General features: G+C 57.8%; 13 protein-coding genes and 1 pseudogene. 7 read left to right on the top strand and 7 right to left on the bottom strand.

What is annotated here, in order from left to right:
• Positions 1-197: 197 nt before the first annotated feature.
• Complete coding sequence (locus H3L92_RS11985; protein ID WP_169710484.1) at positions 198-1,187, bottom strand: extracellular solute-binding protein; 990 nt, start codon at positions 1,185-1,187, stop codon at positions 198-200.
• Positions 1,188-1,374: 187 nt separating this feature from the next.
• On the opposite strand from H3L92_RS11985, the gene H3L92_RS11980 reads away from it, so the two are divergent.
• The 3 genes from H3L92_RS11980 (at position 1,375) to waaA (ending at position 5,419) form a co-directional block, all read left to right on the top strand.
• Positions 1,375-2,988, top strand: coding sequence for an ABC transporter permease (locus H3L92_RS11980; RefSeq protein ID WP_085365470.1), 1,614 nt, complete (start codon positions 1,375-1,377; stop codon positions 2,986-2,988).
• Positions 2,985-4,022 (top strand): ABC transporter ATP-binding protein, encoded by a 1,038-nt coding sequence (locus H3L92_RS11975; RefSeq protein WP_085365469.1) that lies wholly within the window; start codon positions 2,985-2,987, stop codon positions 4,020-4,022. The genes H3L92_RS11980 and H3L92_RS11975 overlap by 4 nt, the downstream gene beginning before the upstream one ends.
• A 128-nt stretch (positions 4,023-4,150) precedes the next feature.
• A complete protein-coding gene (gene waaA / locus H3L92_RS11970; RefSeq protein ID WP_085365496.1) occupies positions 4,151-5,419 on the top strand; it encodes a lipid IV(A) 3-deoxy-D-manno-octulosonic acid transferase in 1,269 nt (422 codons plus the stop codon).
• An 86-nt stretch (positions 5,420-5,505) separates the two neighbouring features.
• Here waaA and H3L92_RS11965 read toward each other — a convergent pair whose 3' ends face one another.
• The 3 genes and pseudogenes from H3L92_RS11965 to H3L92_RS11960 form a co-directional block, all read right to left on the bottom strand.
• Positions 5,506-9,405, bottom strand: a complete 3,900-nt coding sequence (locus tag H3L92_RS11965; RefSeq protein ID WP_115336347.1) for a translocation/assembly module TamB domain-containing protein — start codon at positions 9,403-9,405, stop codon at positions 5,506-5,508.
• A gap of 32 nt (positions 9,406-9,437) precedes the next feature.
• Positions 9,438-9,569, bottom strand: a pseudogene (locus H3L92_RS13755) (hypothetical protein); the annotation flags it as partial.
• The gene (locus H3L92_RS11960; RefSeq protein WP_115336248.1) at positions 9,509-11,335 is read right to left on the bottom strand and encodes an autotransporter assembly complex protein TamA; all 1,827 of its coding nucleotides are present in this window, start codon (positions 11,333-11,335) and stop codon (positions 9,509-9,511) included. The pseudogene H3L92_RS13755 and the gene H3L92_RS11960, both read right to left, overlap by 61 nt.
• 338 nt (positions 11,336-11,673) lie before the next feature.
• On the opposite strand from H3L92_RS11960, the gene sstT reads away from it, so the two are divergent.
• Positions 11,674-12,900 carry a serine/threonine transporter SstT gene (gene sstT / locus H3L92_RS11955; protein ID WP_085365466.1) on the top strand — a complete coding sequence of 409 codons (1,227 nt, stop codon included), beginning with the start codon at positions 11,674-11,676 and terminating at the stop codon, positions 12,898-12,900.
• 305 nt (positions 12,901-13,205) lie between these two features.
• Positions 13,206-13,574 carry a hypothetical protein gene (locus tag H3L92_RS11950; RefSeq protein ID WP_085365465.1) on the top strand — a complete coding sequence of 123 codons (369 nt, stop codon included), beginning with the start codon at positions 13,206-13,208 and terminating at the stop codon, positions 13,572-13,574.
• Positions 13,575-13,675: 101 nt separating this feature from the next.
• Here the strand turns inward: H3L92_RS11950 and H3L92_RS11945 are convergent, their stop codons facing one another.
• Complete coding sequence (locus H3L92_RS11945) at positions 13,676-14,227, bottom strand: porin family protein (RefSeq protein WP_085365464.1); 552 nt, start codon at positions 14,225-14,227, stop codon at positions 13,676-13,678.
• A 525-nt stretch (positions 14,228-14,752) separates the two neighbouring features.
• Here H3L92_RS11945 and H3L92_RS11940 point away from each other — a divergent pair.
• Together H3L92_RS11940 and H3L92_RS11935 are read left to right on the top strand one after the other, a co-directional pair.
• On the top strand, positions 14,753-15,082 hold the full coding sequence (locus tag H3L92_RS11940) for a hypothetical protein (protein ID WP_085365463.1): 330 nt from the start codon (positions 14,753-14,755) through the stop codon (positions 15,080-15,082).
• 367 nt (positions 15,083-15,449) lie between these two features.
• Entirely contained in the window at positions 15,450-15,626 is a 177-nt protein-coding gene (locus H3L92_RS11935) for an IS30 family transposase (RefSeq protein WP_143824319.1), read from the top strand.
• 54 nt (positions 15,627-15,680) lie between these two features.
• On the opposite strand, the gene lpxA is transcribed toward H3L92_RS11935, so the two are convergent.
• Positions 15,681-16,457 carry an acyl-ACP--UDP-N-acetylglucosamine O-acyltransferase gene (gene lpxA, locus H3L92_RS11930; protein ID WP_085365462.1) on the bottom strand — a complete coding sequence of 259 codons (777 nt, stop codon included), beginning with the start codon at positions 16,455-16,457 and terminating at the stop codon, positions 15,681-15,683.
• Positions 16,458-16,524: 67 nt separating this feature from the next.
• The gene (gene fabZ, locus H3L92_RS11925; RefSeq protein ID WP_085365461.1) at positions 16,525-16,980 is read right to left on the bottom strand and encodes a 3-hydroxyacyl-ACP dehydratase FabZ; all 456 of its coding nucleotides are present in this window, start codon (positions 16,978-16,980) and stop codon (positions 16,525-16,527) included.
• Positions 16,981-16,982: the final 2 nt, after the last annotated feature.

The following is a 16,982-nucleotide window of genomic DNA, read 5'->3' as shown; positions in this document are numbered from 1 at the left end:
AATAGTAGCTTTCGTTGCCGGGTTCAAGCACCGCGGCGGGCAAATATTTTGCAACACTTTTATTCAAGGCATTGTTGTTAAACATTTTATTCAAAATATCGGCAAGACAGGCATAAAGGTAAAACCGAGTAAAAGGCCGTCTGAAAATATTTTCAGACGGCCTTTCTCATCAGTGAAAACGCTTGGGAAAACCGGCGTTATTTATAACCGGCCTGTTTCATCAGCATCACGGCTTTTTTCTGGTTGCTGCCGGCCACCGATACGTTAATCACGTCTTGCTTGAATTTGCCCCACTTGGCCACTTTCGGATCGGGGTTCACTTTCGGGTTGGCAGGGTATTCGTGGTTCAGGTCGGCAAACAGGTTTTGCGCTTCGCTGCCGCTCAACCATTCGATGAATTTCTGTGCTTGGGCGGCTTTTTTGGTGTGTTTGGTTACGCCTGCGCCCGAAACGTTAACGTGGGTGCCTTTGCCTTGCTGGTCGGCGAAGAAGATGCCGATGGGCAGGTTGGGTTTCTTATCCATCAGGCGGCCGTAGTAGTAGGTGTTGGCGATGCCCACGTCGCAGCGGCCCGAGCCGATGGCTTCCAGAAGCGCAGTGTCGTCGGCAAAGGGTTGTGCGGCGAGGTTGGCCACCCAGCCTTTAACCGTTTGCATGGTTTTGGCCTGGCCTTGGTTGGCCAGCATGGTGCCTACCAGAGATTGGTTATAAACGTTGTTGGAGGTGCGCAAACACAGGCGGCCTTTCCATTTCGGGTCGGCCAGCGCGGCATAGGTGGAAAGCTCGGCCGGTTTGACTTTGGCGGTGTTGTAGAAAATGGTGCGGGCGCGCACGGATAAGCCGAACCATTGGTTTTTCGGGTCGCGCAGGTGGGCGGGGATATTGCCTTTGAGCGTGGCCGAGTTAATCGGGCGCAGCAAGCCCATTTGGGTGGCCTGCCACAGGTTGCCGCCGTCAACGGTGATCAGCACGTCGGCGGGGCTGTTGCTGCCTTCGGCCTTGAGTTTTTCCATCAGGGGGCCGGCTTTGTCGTTAACCAGTTTGACGGTTACGCCGGTTTTCTTCTGATAGGCTTCGGCCACGGGGCGCAGCAGGTTGTCGGCGCGCGAAGAATACACCACCAGCTCTTCGGCAAACGCCGGTGCGGCAGCCAACAGCGCCACAGAAACAGCAAGCACCTTTTTCATCATGATTTCTCTTCCTTTATAATAACTTACGAAACAAACAGGGGTTGAAGCGGTTATTCTAAACAACATCAACCGTTAAAACAATATAAATTATCATTTACGATGTAGCAGAATGTATCTGGTTTGCATTCTGAAGCCGCAAAACCGATAATACGCGCTGTTTTCTCTTGAGGCCGTCTGAAACCTTATGAACACGCCCACATCCAAACTGCTGCTGCCGCGCCTGTGGCTGGCGGCCTCTATCGTGCTGATTCTGATTCCGCTTGCGGTGATTGTGGCGGCGTTGGGGGAATTCGACGCCGAAATCTGGACGTTTCTGCTCGACTACCAACTGCCCGAGCTTTTGAAAAACACGCTGTTGCTGGTGGTGGGCGTGGGCGCGGGCACGGCGGTGCTGGGCACCACGGCGGCGTGGTTGACGGCGATGTATGATTTCCCCCTGCGGCGGTTCTTTTTTTGGGCGCTGATGCTGCCGTTGGCGGTGCCGGCTTATGTGCTGGCGTTTACCCAAATCGGCCTGTTTGATTACGGCGGCCCGCTGAACAATTGGGTGCGCGCGCATTACGGCATCGGGCAGTTTTTTCCCGAAATCCGCAACGGTTTCGGGTTGGCGGCGGTGATGAGCCTCACGTTTTACCCTTATGTTTACCTGCTTGCGCGCAATGCGTTTTCGAGCATGGGGCAGCGGGCGCTGGAAGCGGGCGCATCGCTGGGTTTGTCGCCCGCGCGCGCGTTTTTCAGGCTGGCTCTGCCGATGGCGCGGCCGTGGATTGCCGGCGGCGTGATTTTGGCGCTGATGGAAGTGCTGGCCGATTTCGGCACGGTGTCGGTGTTCGGTTACGACACCTTTACCACCGCGATTTACCAGGCCTGGTTTGATTTTTATTCGCTCGAAACCGCCAAACAACTGGCGGCTTTGCTGATTACGCTGGTGTTCGTGCTGTTGGCGCTGGAACAGCTCAGCCGCGGCAACCGCCGTTTCAGCCAGTCGGGCAAAGCGCAGCAGCACCGCCGCAAACCGCTTTCAGACGGCCTCAAATGGCTGGCAACGGCTTATTGCACCCTGATTCTGTTTTTTGCCTTTTTGCTGCCGCTGGTGCAGCTCGGCTTTTGGGCATACGAAACGCGCAACGACGGCTTCAACACCGTTTTGTGGCTGAACGCGTGGCATTCGTTTGCCGCCAGCCTGGCCGCCGCCCTGCTGGTGGCGGCGGCGGCTTTGCTGCTGGCGCTGGCCAAACGCGCCGACAAAAGCCGCTTTGCCGCGGTAGCCGCCCGCATCGCCACGCTGGGCTACGGCATTCCCGGCACGGTGCTGGCGGTGGGTGTGTTTGTGCCGGTGGCGTGGCTGGATAATGTGCTGATTGCACATTTAAACCTGCCGGAGGGCACCACCGCCGTTTTCAAAGGCACGCTTTTGGTAATGCTGATAGCGTATTTAATCCGTTTTCTGGCGGTGGGCTATGCCGCTGTTGAAGCAGGCTTGGAGCGCATCAGCCCCGCTCAGGCCGAAGCGGCGCGCTCGCTCGGCTGCACCGGCGGCGGCCTGTTGCGGCGCATTTATCTGCCCTTGTTGAAAGGCGCGCTCGGCACGGCGGTGCTGATGGCGTTTGTGGACATGATGAAAGAAATGCCGATTACGCTGATGACGCGCCCGCACGATTGGGACACGCTGGCCGTGCGCGTTTATATGTTCACCATCGAAGGGCAATACGCCAACGCCGCGCTGCCCGCCTTATTGATCGTGTTAACCGGTTTAGTGCCCGTGATTCTGTTTTCGCGCACGGAGAAGCATTCATGATTTTAGACGTTTCCAAACTCACGCTCGCTTTCGGCGGCAAACCCGTGTTGCAGGATTTCGGTTTCCGGCTCGAAGAAGGTGAAATCGCCTGCCTGCTCGGCCACTCGGGCTGCGGCAAAACCACCACCCTGCGCGCCGTGGCCGGTTTCGAGCAGCCAAGCGGCGGCAGCATCGCCCTCAAAGGGAAAACCCTTTCAGACGGCCGCACATTCGTGCCGCCGCATTTGCGCCGCATCGGCATGGTGTTTCAGGATTACGCGCTGTTCCCCCATTTAACCGTGGCGCAAAACATCGCTTTCGGCCTCGGCCGCAGCAGCGCTGCCGAACGCAACAAACGTGTGGACGGCCTGCTCGAATTAATCGGCCTGCCCGAATACGGCAAACATTATCCGCACCAGCTCTCCGGCGGCCAGCAGCAGCGCATCGCCCTTGCCCGCGCGCTCGCCCCCAAACCCGAATTGATTCTGCTCGACGAGCCGTTTTCCAATCTCGATGCCGATTTGCGCGCCCGCCTTTCCAAAGAAGTGCGCCGCCTGCTCAAACACGAACAAACCAGCGCGGTTCTGGTTACGCACGACCAGCAGGAAGCCTTCGCCATGGCCGACAAAATCGGCATCATGCACGAAGGCCGTCTGAAACAGTGGGACACGCCCTACAACCTCTACCACCGCCCCGCCGACGCCCACACCGCCCGCTTTATCGGCACCGGCGTGATGCTGCGCGGAGCCGTGCAGGGCGACCGCTGCGTCAGGCTGGCCACCGGCGAATTCTGCGGCACCGTGCCGCTCGCCTGCCGCAGTTGCGGCGAAGTGGAGGTGTTAATCCGCCCCGACGACATCGTGCACGACGATGGGAGCGCCGTTACCGCCGAAGTGCTCGACAAAGACTTCAAAGGCAGCTATTTCATCTACACGCTCAAACTCGACAGCGGCGAAACCGTTTACGCCCACGTTGCCGGCCACCACGACCACCCCGTCGGCAGCCGCATCGGCATCCGCATGGAAATCGAAGATTTGATTGCGTTTCCGGCATAAACCGCACCACAGCGATGAATCAGGCCGTCTGAAAGCTTTCAGACGGCCTGAAACCTTTGCGTTACGCCGCACTTATCCGCCCCGTGCAAATCCGCTACAATAAGCCCACGTTTTCCTGCGGAATATTCATGAACACAACACGTTGGTTTTACACACAGCTTTGGCACATCGCACCGTTTTTCATCCGCCGCTACCTGAAAAAACGCGGCGCCAAAGCCCCCGCCTATCTCGAGCATTGGGGCGAACGTTTCGGCAGCGCGCAGAAAAATCCCGTGCAGCAACCGGTTTGGGTGCACGCCGTGTCGGTGGGCGAAACCCGCGCCGCCGGGCCGCTGATCCGCGAGCTGCGCAGCTATTTTCCCGATGCGCCGCTGCTGCTCACCCAAATGACCCCCACCGGCCGCGCCGCCGCCGAAGCGCTTTACCCCGACGCGCAATGCCGTTACCTGCCCTACGACAAGCCCGAATGGGTGCGCCGGTTTTTGCAGGAGCACCGCCCGCGCTTCGGCATTCTGATGGAAACCGAAATCTGGCCCAACCTGATGCACGGCTGCGCCGAAGAAAACGTGCCGCTGTTTCTCGCCAACGCAAGGCTGTCGGAAAAATCGCAAAACGGCTATTTGAAAGTGCGCCGCCTGGTCGAGCCGGCCATGCAGACCCTGCGCGGCTGCTACGCGCAAACCGCCGCCGATGCCGAACGGCTGCATTTGATCGGCGCCTCTAACGTGCACGTTTGCGGCAACACCAAATACGACATCACCCCCACCGGCGATATGCACGAATTGGCGGCAACGTTCCGCAGCCGCATCGGCAGCCGGGCGGTAACTGTGTGCGCCAGCACGCGCGAGTACAAGGGCGTGGACGAAGCCGAACTGCTGTTGCAGGCGTGGCGCGCCTATCACGGCGATGCCCTGCTGGTTATCGTGCCGCGCCACCCCGAACGTTTTCAGACGGCCTACGATACGGCGGTGCGCCTGGGTTTTAAAACGCAAAAGCGCAGCGATAACGAGGCAATCGCCGCCGACACGCGCGTGTGGATAGGCGACAGCATGGGTGAAATGATGGCTTATTATCTGGCCGCCGACGTGGCGTTTGTGGGCGGCAGCCTGGTCGATACCGGCTGCCAGAATCTGATCGAACCCGTGGCCTGCGGCGTGCCGACCCTGTTCGGCCCTTCCACCTACAACTTCGCTGCCGCCGCACGCGGCGCGGTGGAAGCGGGCGCGGCCAAGCAGGTGTTCAGCGCGCAAGAATGGCAATACACCGCCGCGCAATGGCTGGCCGATGCGGAAACGCGCAACCGCTACGCCGCCTGCGCCGAAGCGTTTGTGGGCAAACACCGCGGCGCCAGCCGCAGAATGGCCGAACGGATAGCGGAAACAGTGCAGGAAATATAGCCGCCGCGATATTCGGTATTTATTAAAGAATCAGGCCGTCTGAAAAATATTTTTCAGACGGCCTGTGTTGTTTAACGGGCTGCTGTTTAATCGAAGCGGATACTGTATTTCACCTCGCCGCCCCACGATACGTTGCCGATGCGGGCCACGGCCTGCACGGCGCGGGAGAGCTGGTAAACGAGTTTGACCGACTGCTCGGCGCTGCCCACGCCGTATTCGTAGCCCATATACAGGTTGTTGGTGAGCTGTTTGCCCACGGTGAGCACCTGTTCGGCGGGGTTCAGCTCGCCCGTTTGGGCGTTGCGGCTGCGCTTGCTGGTGAAGCCGAAGTCGTCCACCAGGCCGAGTTTGTCGTTGACACGGCCGGCCAAAAACGCGCCGGCGGCGGCGGAAAGGGCGGCTTCGTCGCCGTCGCTGCCGCTGCTGGCGCGGTTGAGGATCAGCCACGAGAGTTTGTCTTTTTCGCTCATGGCTTCGTCGGCCACCAGCGAAATGCGCGGGTTGTTGAGGCTGCCCAACACTTCCACGCCCGCACCCACGGGCGAGAGGCGGCGCTCGGCGCGGATGTTGAGGTTGGGGTCGGAAAGCGGGCCGACAAACGAGATGTGGCCTTTGGTGATGTCGAGGTCTTGGCCGTAGGCTTTATAGCGGCCTTTCACCACGGTTACGGTTCCCACACCCTGCACGGTTTCGCCGGGCTTGGCGGTGAGCCTGAGCTGGCCGCCGAGGGTAACGTCCAACCCTTCGCCGCTGAAACGCAGGTTGTTGTTGAGGTCGAGCACCAAATCCATGCTGATGGGGGTGGGGGCGACGGGGGCTTTTTCGGGCTGGCCCAGCACCACCACGTCGTCGTCGAGCGTGGGCATAGACGATTTTTGGAAGCCGAAGTGGCCGGCATCGGCTTTGAGCGTGCCGGTGAGGGTAACGCCGTTGGTTTCGGTGTAGAGCATTTTGGCGTTGCCGCTGAGGGTGAGGCGGCGGTTGGGTTTGTCGAGCGCGTTGTATTTGTTGAACGCCAAATCCACGTTAACGTTCGGCTCGGCGTTGTTCAGGCCCACCGTGCCTTTGAGTTCGACCGTGCCGCCGCGGTGGAAGCGCAGGTTGTCGATAATCCACGTTTGGCCCTGAATGCGCGAACGCAGGATGCCGTTGTCGAGTATCAGCCCCAAATCCTGGTTGCGGTAGTAGAGGTCATTGCCGTTGAGCGTGCCGTTGAACTGCGGCTGGCCGACGCGGCCGCCGATGGTGGCCACGCCGAGCAGGTTGCCGCGCAGGCTTTGGCCCACGGGCAGGAAGTTGCGGAAGGTCTCGAGATTGGGTGCGCTGATGCTGATTTTGCCGCTGACGGGGGCGAGTTTGATGTCGTTGCCGAACTGCTGGCTGATAACCAGGTTGCCGTCGAGTTTGCCGTAGCCGGTTACGCCGTCGAGCGTGCTGTCGATGCGGCCGTTTTGGAAGCGGGTGTTCAGCGAAAGCGTGCCCAAACCGAGCATCTGTTTGCGGTAAGGCAGTTCCACGTCGCCGCTTTGGCGGCGGATGTTGAGGTAGCCGCGGGCGTTTTGGCTGTATGACAAGTCCCAGTCGCCGGCCAGCACAAGGTTGTGCCGCACGGGCGGGGTGTAGAAATTGTGCAGTTGCGCGATTTCGAGGTTGTTGGCGCTGCCTTTGGTGGTGATGCCGTTTTTCTTGTCCCACACGAAGTTTTCGAGGTTGAGGCTGCCGCCCATCGCGCTCCAGCGGGCGGCGGTCATGGCTACGCGCTCGGCGCCGGCTTCGAGGTTGATGCGGTTTTGCAGTTTGAGGTTGAAGGCGCCGCTGATGTCGAGCACGCTGAGCGTGCCTTTCCATTGTTGTTTGTTGTCCAGCCCGCCGTTGGCGTCGATTTCGAGTTTGTAGGGCTTGCCGTCGAGCGCCAGGCTGCCGCCGCCGTGGATGCGGTGGTTGCGGCCGGTGCCGTTGACGAACAGGTTAACGGCGTCGATAACGGTGGGCTGGCTGCCGCCTACGCTGATGCGGTTACCTTTGAGTTCGATGTTTAAGGGGCGGGTGTAGTCGGGCGAGCCTTTGAGTTTGAAGTCGAGCGAGTCGGCTTGTGCCACGCCGGTGATACGTAGCTTGCGCGCCTGGCCGGTCAGGTCGGCTTCGAGCTGTTTGGGTTCGCCGGCGATATAGCCTTTGGCGGTTAGGAGGCCGCCCATGCCGAAGCCGAAGCGGCCCAGATCGGGGGCGTTGATGTCGATATTGAGGCGGTCGCTTTTTTTGCCGAAGCTGCCGTTGGTTTTGATGCTGTTGCTGCCCAAAAGAATATCGGTTACGGCGCGGGCGAGGTGCCCGTTTTCATAAAGCACGTCGGCGCTGCCGCGCAGGGCCACGCCGGAGAGGGTGCTGGGGCCGAACTGCATTTTGCCGCCGTATTTTTGGTTGGTGATTTCGCCGTTGAGGTTGGCTGTGCCGTTCACGTTGCCTTCGGGAAACTGTTTGTTGAGTTTGGCGGGGTTGAAGTTTTTGCTGGTAACGGCCAGTTTCAGGGCTTGGTTTTTAAACAGCTCCAGCGAGCCTTCGGCGTTGATTTCGCCGCCGTTGGCGGGGCGGATGCGGGCGCGTTTGAACAAAAGGGTTTGCTGGCCGTTTTCCGCATCGGTTTGCATTTGGATCAGGCCGTCTGAAAGGGCGTTGCCGGTGTTTAAATCCCAACCGGTTTCAAGATTGCGGAAGGCACCGCCCAAGGTGATGGTGCCGTCGAGGCTGCCGTCGAGTTTCTGCTGTACGGCATCGGCGGCGCTGATGTTGCGCAGGGCGGCGGCCAAGGCGAGCTGCTGTTTGGCGGTGTCGATGTTGCCGGCAAGGTTAACCGTGCCTTTCTGCATCAGCTTCACGGAGGTGTCTTGGATTTTAATCAGGCCGTTTTCGTTGACGGTGAAGTTGCCGATCAGTTCGCGCACGGGTATGCCGCCCGCGTCGGCGGCTGCGGCGCCGTGGTTGGCCAGGTCGATGGAGCCTTCGAGCGCGAGGCCTTTTTCAAACGATGGCACAACGGTGGCGTCGAATTCGAGCAGGGATTTGGGCAGGGTGGATAAAAACGCCTGCGGGTTGATGTTGAAGCCTTTCACCTGCACCAGTTTGATTTTGTCGTTGAGTTTGGCGGCAAACGGGTGCAGCACCGATTCGGCATGCAGGCGCACGTTGTCGCCGTCGATGCGGATGTCGGTTTCCATATCGCGCAGGCTGCCCCACAGGCGGGTTTGGGCGTCGATGGCCTGTCCGTCGAGTTCGCCTTGGCCGTAAATGGCGGCGTTGAGGGCAAACGGGCTTTTCACGCCGAGGGTGGCGCTGCCCGATGCGGTGTTCCACGGGGTTTGCAGGTCGGCCAGTTTCAGGCTGTGCAGTTGGTGGTTGTAAACATATGATGCGCTCAAACGGTTGAGGTAAACGGTTTGGCGGTCGGCGCGCGAGCCTACGCCGATTTTGCCGGTTTCGAGTTTGTCGAGCGCCACTTCAACGGGCAGGCTCACGCTTTCGGGCAGGCCGGATGCCGGTTTTTTTTCAGACGGCGGCACGGGTTTGGTAACGATTTGAATGTCGCCCGCAATCAGGTGTTTGATGTGCAGTTTGCTTTGCGTGAGCTCGCGCGGGTTCCAGCCGAACGAAAAGCGGGTGATGCCGATATCGGCGCCTTCGGTTTCCACGCGCCAGCCGTCGCCGTGAAAGCCTTTCCACAACGTGCCTTGCAGGGTTTTCGAGCTGATGTTTACGCCGAACCACGAGGGGATTTTATACAGGCCGTAACGCAGCCCCGATTCTGTGCCGGCCAGCCATGCCGCTGCGCCGGCCACCGCGGCAACCAGCAGCAGCAACACCAGCAGAAACGCCCACAGCATCCGCCGCCACAGGCTTTTTTTCGGCCGGTTTTCAGACGGCCCGTTATTTTGGTCGGGTGCGGCCGCTGCTTCGGGTGGTGTGATGGTTGCGTCGGGTTGTCGGTTCATATCGTATTGGCCTGTTTGCATCTTTTGATTTATCAGGCCGTCTGAAAAAACGTTTCCGTGTCCGGCGGATGGTTTTCAGACGGCCTGAAGCGTAACGGTGCGGTTAGAAGCGCGTGCCCAAGCTGATGTGCCAGCGCAGTTTTTTGTCTTGGTGTCCGTAGGCGATATCGAACGAGAACGGTGCCACGGGGCTGAACCAGCGCACGCCCACGCCCGTGCCGTGTTTCAGCGACATCTGTTTGAAGTTGAGCGCGGCATCGCCCATATCGTGGAACACGGCGGCGGAAAAGCTCTTGTTGATCGGGTATTGGTATTCGAAGCTCGCCACCGCCAGCGCGCGCTCGGGCAGCACCGAATCATTGGGGCCGGCCAAACCGATGCTGTCGAGTTCGTAACCGCGGATGGAAGTGGCGCCGCCGGTGCGGAATTGCAGCGAAGAAGGCACTTGTTCGTCTTCTTTGGCATACACATAGCCGATCTGGCCGCGTGCGATAAACGTGCCGATTTTTTTGTTTTCGGGCGTGAAATAATAGCCCGCGCTGGCTTTCGCCCGCGCGATGGCGGTGGAAGAGAGCAGCGAGCCTATGGTGGCGCCGACTTTGCCGTCGAGGTAATAGCCGTTTTCAGGGCGCAGGGTGGTTTCGATTTCCTGCCGCTTCCACGAGGCGGTGAGCATGGTGGCGTGGCTGCGGCCCAAATCGTAATTGGTGTCGGGCACGCGGCTGCTTTCGGTGAGAAATTCGATGCCGAGGCGCGATTCGATGTTGTTGCGGTCGCGCACGCGCCAAATACCGCTGCTCACGGCGTGTTTTTCGAGGTTTTGGGTGGTGGAGCGGGTGTAGGATACGTTGCTGGTGAAGTAGTGGCCGTTGTTTTTGCGCGGCTGGCTGATACCGGCCGCCAGCGTGGTTTCGTATTTGTCGGTGTCCACCACCAGCGAGCCGATGTAGCCTCGGTTGAAGAGGTTGTAGTAGTCGTAGCCGATGCGCCCGCCGGGGCCGTATTCCGAATCATAGCGCACGCCCGCCTCTAATTTGTGCCGCTTCATTTCTTCCACCGACACTTTCACCGGCACGCGGTCGCCCTGCATATTGTCGAAATCGGCCTGCACCGATGCGCCCGAATAGTGCCCGTCCTGCTCCAGCGCCTGTTGGTAGTCGAGCAGTTGGTCCAAATCATAGGGCGAACCGGGCTGGAACTGCGCCATGCCGCGCACCACGCTTTCGGGGTAGCGCTTGGTGCCGCTGATGTGGATGTCGCCGAAATAAACGGGCTGGTTGCTCTCTACCAGCACGTTCAAATCGGCGGTGTTTGTGTCGGGGTTGATGGTGGCCTGGGTTTGCGAGAGTTTGGCCAGCGGGTATTTTTTGCGCGTAACCGCCGCAAGCACCGAGGTTTTGCTGCTGCTCCACTGGCTTTGGTCGAAATAGCCGCCCACAGGCAGTTGCCAATTTTCCATGGCGTTTTTGTAATACTGCGCCAAATCTGGGTCTTGCATCACGTCGCCCACGATGGCCACGCCCACATTGTCGATTTTGGTGCGCGGGCCGGGCGTAACATCGACCACATAACCGTAGCCCGAGGGCGACACCGTTACCTTGCCGTTGAAATAGCCTTTGGTTTTGAGCATGGTTTGTACGTCATCGGGCGCTTCTTCGGCCAAAAAGCCCATCTGCTCGCTGTCGAGTTCTTCTTCCTGCTGCTGGGTGATCAGCGGCAGGTATTCTTCGAGCATGGCTTTCACTTCGTCGTCATCGGTGCGGATTTCCACCGGATATTTTACCGGCAGCTTTTCACCGGCCGCCTCGGCGGTTTTTTTCTCGGTTTTTTTAATCCGCACATAATCTTCGGGCGCAGGGTCGGCCGCAAACGCCTGCATGCAGGCGAGCGACAGCGTGGAAAGCAGCAGGGAGGCGGTGTGTTTTTTCATAAGGTTTGCGCAGGTTGGAAAACGGGCCTGTAATCTGGCGGCAATTTTAGCATTGTTTCGACTGTTGTCGGCAGGGGTTGCCCGCCGGATAACCCTGAAAATTGAATTAATTACCGTGTTTATTGTTTGCGGCGGGCGGAAACGGTTCGGTTTGGCGTTTCGTTTTGCTTCGGCTGTAAAAACATCCGTTTTAATGGTTTGCATTTCAAAATTTAGAAATTTTATTTCAAAATAAACGCATTTGTAGATTTTTGTGCCGTATTTTAGCAAGCATAGTTTGGGAAAGGGGTTTTATTTTAGAATATTAGCCTTTTTTAACGTTTATAAAAGGACGAATCATGGCAAGCGGAAACCCCGTGATAGATGCTGTCAACCGCATCAGCCTGGTGCAGCAGATTGTGGTGGGGCTGGTTTTGGGTATGGTGCTGGCGTGGCTGTCGCCTTCTGCCGGATTGGCGGCCGGCCTGTTGGGCAGTTTGTTTGTGGGCGCGCTCAAGGCGGTGGCGCCGGTGCTGGTGTTTGTGCTGGTAACGGCGGCCATCGCGCAACACCAAAAAGGCAGCGAAGCGCATATCAAGCCGATTATCCTGCTTTATGCCATCGGCACTTTTTCGGCGGCGTTGTGTGCCGTGATTGCCGGCTTTGTGTTTCCCACCGAAATCGCGCTGGTTAACGCGGGCAATGTGGATACCACGCCGCCTTCGGGCATTGTGGAAGTGATGAAAACCCTGTTGATGAATCTGGTGTCCAACCCCGTGGGTGCGATTGCCAACGCCAATTACATCGGTATTTTGGCTTGGGCGATTGTGCTCGGTTTCGCGCTGCGCAATGCGTCGGAAAACACCCGCATCATGGTGGCGGATTTCGCCGAGGCGGTGTCGAAAGTGGTGAAATGGGTGATCCGCTTCGCGCCTTTGGGTATTTTCGGTTTGGTGTCGGCAACCATTGCCGAAACGGGTTTCGATGCGTTGGTCGGCTATGCGCGCCTGTTGGCGGTGCTGCTCGGCTGTATGCTGTTTATTGCGCTGGTGGTCAACCCGGTTATCGTGTGGACGCAAATCCGCCGCAATCCTTACCCGCTGGTGTTTACCTGCCTGCGCGAAAGCGGCGTTACCGCGTTTTTCACCCGCTCTTCCGCCGCCAATATTCCCGTGAACATGGCGCTGGCCAAAAAGCTCGGCCTGCATGAAGACACTTATTCGATTTCGATTCCGCTGGGCGCAACGGTGAACATGGCGGGTGCGGCGATTACCATCACCGTGTTGTCGATGGCCGCCGCCCACACGCAGGGCATTCACATCGATTTCGCCACCGCGCTGCTGCTGAGCCTGGTGGCCACGGTGAGCGCGACCGGCGCGTCGGGCGTGGCGGGCGGCTCGCTGCTGCTGATTCCGCTGGCGTGCAGCCTGTTCGGTATTTCCAACGATGTGGCCATGCAGGTGGTGGCGGTAGGCTTTATTATCGGCGTGGTGCAGGACTCTGCCGAAACCGCGCTTAATTCTTCCACCGACGTGCTGTTCACCGCTGCGGCCGATTACGGCAGACAGCGCAAAACAGGGGCATAAGCGCGTTGCAGATTTTTTATTTTTAAACGAACGGAAAGGCCGTCTGAAATCTTTCAGACGGCCTTTTTTATGAGTGTGCCCGAAACGGTGTTTGCGTAAAGCATCATGCGGCTTGCGGCCGGTTTTGCAAAAATCAGTAAGCAAAATGAATAGAATCACGGCGGCAGGTAAAAAGAAGTTTAAAGGCTTGAGGGCAGGCAGGGCGTGGATTACGATGGCGGCCGCTTGTGTGGTTTGCCGTTCTGCTTTGGATGTGCCGGCATACCAAACCGCTTTTTTAACCGACTGTTTTTAAGGAATGCCCAATGAACAACACCAAAACCTTGATCATAACCGGCCTGATGGCTTTATTTTCCACCAGCGCGATGGCGGCACCGATACCGGGTGAAATTTTCAAACCGCGCGGCGCGGAAGTGGTGAAGGCAGACCGCCAAGGCGACGGTGAATTCGAAGCCGAATTCCGCCTGCACGACCGCGACACCAGTGTGAAGCATTTGGCCGGACAAGTGCGCGCCCACGCACAGCGCCACGGTTTTAAAGTGGTCGAGTCGGAAGTGAAACGCGATGACGCCGATTTGAAATTCAAACGCAGAAACCAAGAGCTGGATGTTTCTATCGAACGCAAGGATCACGGTGTAATCGAATACAAAGCCGATTTGGATTCAAACCGCTAATCGGGTTGGCAATAAAGGCCGTCTGAAATCTTTCAGACGGCCTTCTTCTTGCTTTGATGAGTTTGCTGAAAAGGAAGGGTTAAAGGGGTTAAAACATCGGTTTAGAACCGGTAGCCTACGGTGGCCATATAGCTGTTGTTGGTGGCTTTGTCGCCGCCGCGTTTGAAACGGGTTTGCTCCCACTCGCCGCCCACTTCGACATTGGGCGTTACCGCATATTTCAGGCCGGCGCCGTAGCCCAAGCCGTCCATGCTGCGGTCGCGGCCGTTCACGCCTTCAAACTGGCCGTAGTGGTAGCCCACTTTGCCGTAAACCATCGCATCTTGCGCAAAGCGGTAGCCCTGCACATAAGAAGCCGAAGCATCGACTTTCTGTTTGACCTTGCCTGTGGCATTGGTGCCCACGGTGTGGTGAACCGGCTTCACGGCCACTTCGGTACCGCCGATCCAGTTGTTGCCGTATTCGACATTATAATTACCGCGCACGGCAACATCGGCTTTGTGTTTCTCGTTTAAATTGCTGTTTTTCACATCGGTTTTGCTGGTGCCCACGCCGATTTCCACCGAGGGGCCGGTAAATGTGTTGGACAGCGGCTGGGCAGAAACCACAGCGGCAGAACCCAAAGCCAAAACAGTCAATAACGCTTTTTTCATTGTTTATACTCCTATCGGGATAAAATACGGCAGCGCAACCGCGCCTTCCGTGAACACAGTATTGCGCCGGCCGCGCCCGGCCACAAGCGGCAAAAGGGCGGAATTACACGATTTCGCCACCGCTTAACGTTTGTAATTTAAGCACTTTTTGTGATTATACACAGGCGGAAACTATTTCAAAATATTGATGTTGAGTAAATATTCGCCGCCAAAGTGCTGAAACCGCTGCAAAAAAATATATGATCGGCATGGCGCTTGCCGCCGCCGCGTTCCCGTGTGCGCAGGCCGTCTGAAAAAACACGCCAACCGCCCGCAACAGGGTTTACACTTGCCGGTGTGGTTTTTTGCCGCCAATATGCGTATCTTTTACACAAAACAAGCCGGCCGGGGCATATAGCAAAACCATTTGTTCCGTCATACCCGGGCTTGACCCGAGTATGACGTATGTGCTTGTTATTAAGTTGGTTCACTATATAAACAAACCGCCGCCGACCGTTAACCGACCCAGCCCACAAAGGAAACACCATGAAAAAACTAACCGCTCTCGCTTTTTTACTTGCCGCCCCGTTCGCACAGGCCGACGCCGTTTCCGACGAACTCTTGAGCGCGCAGGCCGCCTACCGCGTGGCCCTGAAAGCGCACCACAGCAGCGGCAACCGCATCGCTTCGCTGCAATCAGGCATTTCCGGCGCCCAAGCGCGCATTAAGCAGGCCGAAGCCGATATCGCCAAAATGCAGGGCGAGTTGCAGGAAGAAACCGCCAAAAAAGCACAGGCCGACAGCGCACTCGAAGCAGCCGGCCGCCGTTTGGATGCTGCCTGGCAAGCCTCACGCGATGCGCGCGCCAAACAATAAGCCGGCTTACATTCACCCGACAAGTGCAACTTTCCATCAAACGAAAAGGCCGATATGCAGTAGCATACCGGCCTTTTCTGACAAGAAAGATTGCAATATGGCCTACACGAAACTGACCTCAGAGCAACGATACCGCATTAGACGTTGCCCGAACGGCGGCCAGCGCCCTGAAGCCGTTCAAAAGCATGATTCACACCATCACATCGGATAACGGTAAAGAGTTTGAGACCTTTGCAAAATCCTTTGAGGCCGTCTGAAACGTCCAGTTATCGTCATTCCCGTGCTGGCGGGCATGACGGAATACAAACGTTTTCAAGCGTAAATCGGTTTTGCAAAGGTCTCGGTTTTACCGGCGGAAAAAAGGTTGGTGGAGAATACCAACGGGCTGATACGCCAATATTTTCCGAAGGGAACGGATTTCAGCAAAGTGGGCAGCAAACAGATTAAGGCGGTTGGGAACGCTCTCAACCGCCGACCGAGAAAAACACCCGGTTATGAGATGCCGGTTGATTTGTTTTTACCGGCTCTTGCCACCGGCATTTGAGTGTTGCACTTGATATGCGAGTGCACGGGTCTGAAGCCTTTATGCCCTCTTTTATCAGCGGATAATCCCGCGCGAAGAAGTGTCGAAAAAGTTTTTAAACACCGCCAGCTCGGGGGCGGTTTCGGCCATTTTCAACACTTCGGCCTTGGCTTCCTCCAAACCCAAGCCTTGGCGGTAGAGGATTTTATACACGTCTTTCACGCGGGCGATTTGTTCGGGCGAAAAACCGTTGCGGCGCATGCCTTCGCTGTTGAGGCCGGCCGGCTCGGCGCGGTAGCCCGAAGCCATCACATAGGGCGGCACGTCTTTATGCACGCCGGCAGCGAAGGCGGTCATGGCGTAATCGCCGATTTGGCAGAATTGGAACACCAGCGTGTAGCCGCCCAACACCACATAATCGCCGATGGTAACGTGCCCGGCCAGCGAGGCGTTGTTGGCGAAGATGGTGTGGCTGCCGATTACGCAGTCATGCGCCAGATGCACATAGGCCATAATCCAGTTGTCGTCGCCGACACGGGTTTCGCCGATGCCGGTAACGGTGCCGGTGTTGAAGGTGGTGAATTCGCGGATGGTGTTGCCGTTGCCGATAATCAGGCGGGTGGGTTCGCCGCGCCATTTTTTATCCTGCGGCTGGGCGCCGAGGCTGGCAAACTGGAAGATTTTGTTGTTTTCGCCGATGGTGGTGTGGCCTTCGATCACGGTGTGCGGCCCGATTTCGGTGCCTGCGCCGATTTGCACATTCGCGCCGATAATGGTGTAGGCGCCGACTTTAACGCTGGAATCCAACTCGGCCTTGGGATCGATGATGGCGGTGGGGTGGATGAAGCTCATTGAGGCTTTCCTTTGTTGGCAGGCCGTCTGAAAACCATTTGCCGGGTTTCAGACGGCCTCTGCGGAGTTACTTATCGACTACGCGTTTGGCGCACATAATCACGGCTTCAACGGCAACCTGGCCTTCAACTTTGGCCACGGCGTTGAATTTGCCGATGCCGCGTTTGTTGGTAATCAGCTCCACTTCAAACACGAGCTGGTCGCCCGGAATCACTTGGCGTTTGAAACGGGCGTCGTCGATGCCGGCGAAGAAGAAGAATTCGTCGTCTTTGCGGCCGCCTTCGCTCAGAATCGCCAGCGTGCCGCAGGCCTGCGCCATCGCTTCGATAATCAGCACGCCGGGCATCACGGGCAGGTCGGGGAAGTGCCCCTGAAACTGCGGCTCGTTCATGGTAACGTTTTTAATCGCGGTGAGACTTTTCATGCTCTCGAACGCGGTGATGCGGTCGAGCATCAGAAACGGATAGCGGTGGGGAATCAGTTTGTGGATGTCTTTGGCTTCGATGGGGAGATTGATTTCCATGG

Origin of the sequence: Neisseria dentiae (assembly GCF_014055005.1) — a bacterium.
Classification (GTDB): domain Bacteria; phylum Pseudomonadota; class Gammaproteobacteria; order Burkholderiales; family Neisseriaceae; genus Neisseria; species Neisseria dentiae.
The sequence above is the reverse complement of the archived record's forward strand: the minus strand, read 5'-3'. Positions and strand labels throughout refer to the sequence as shown.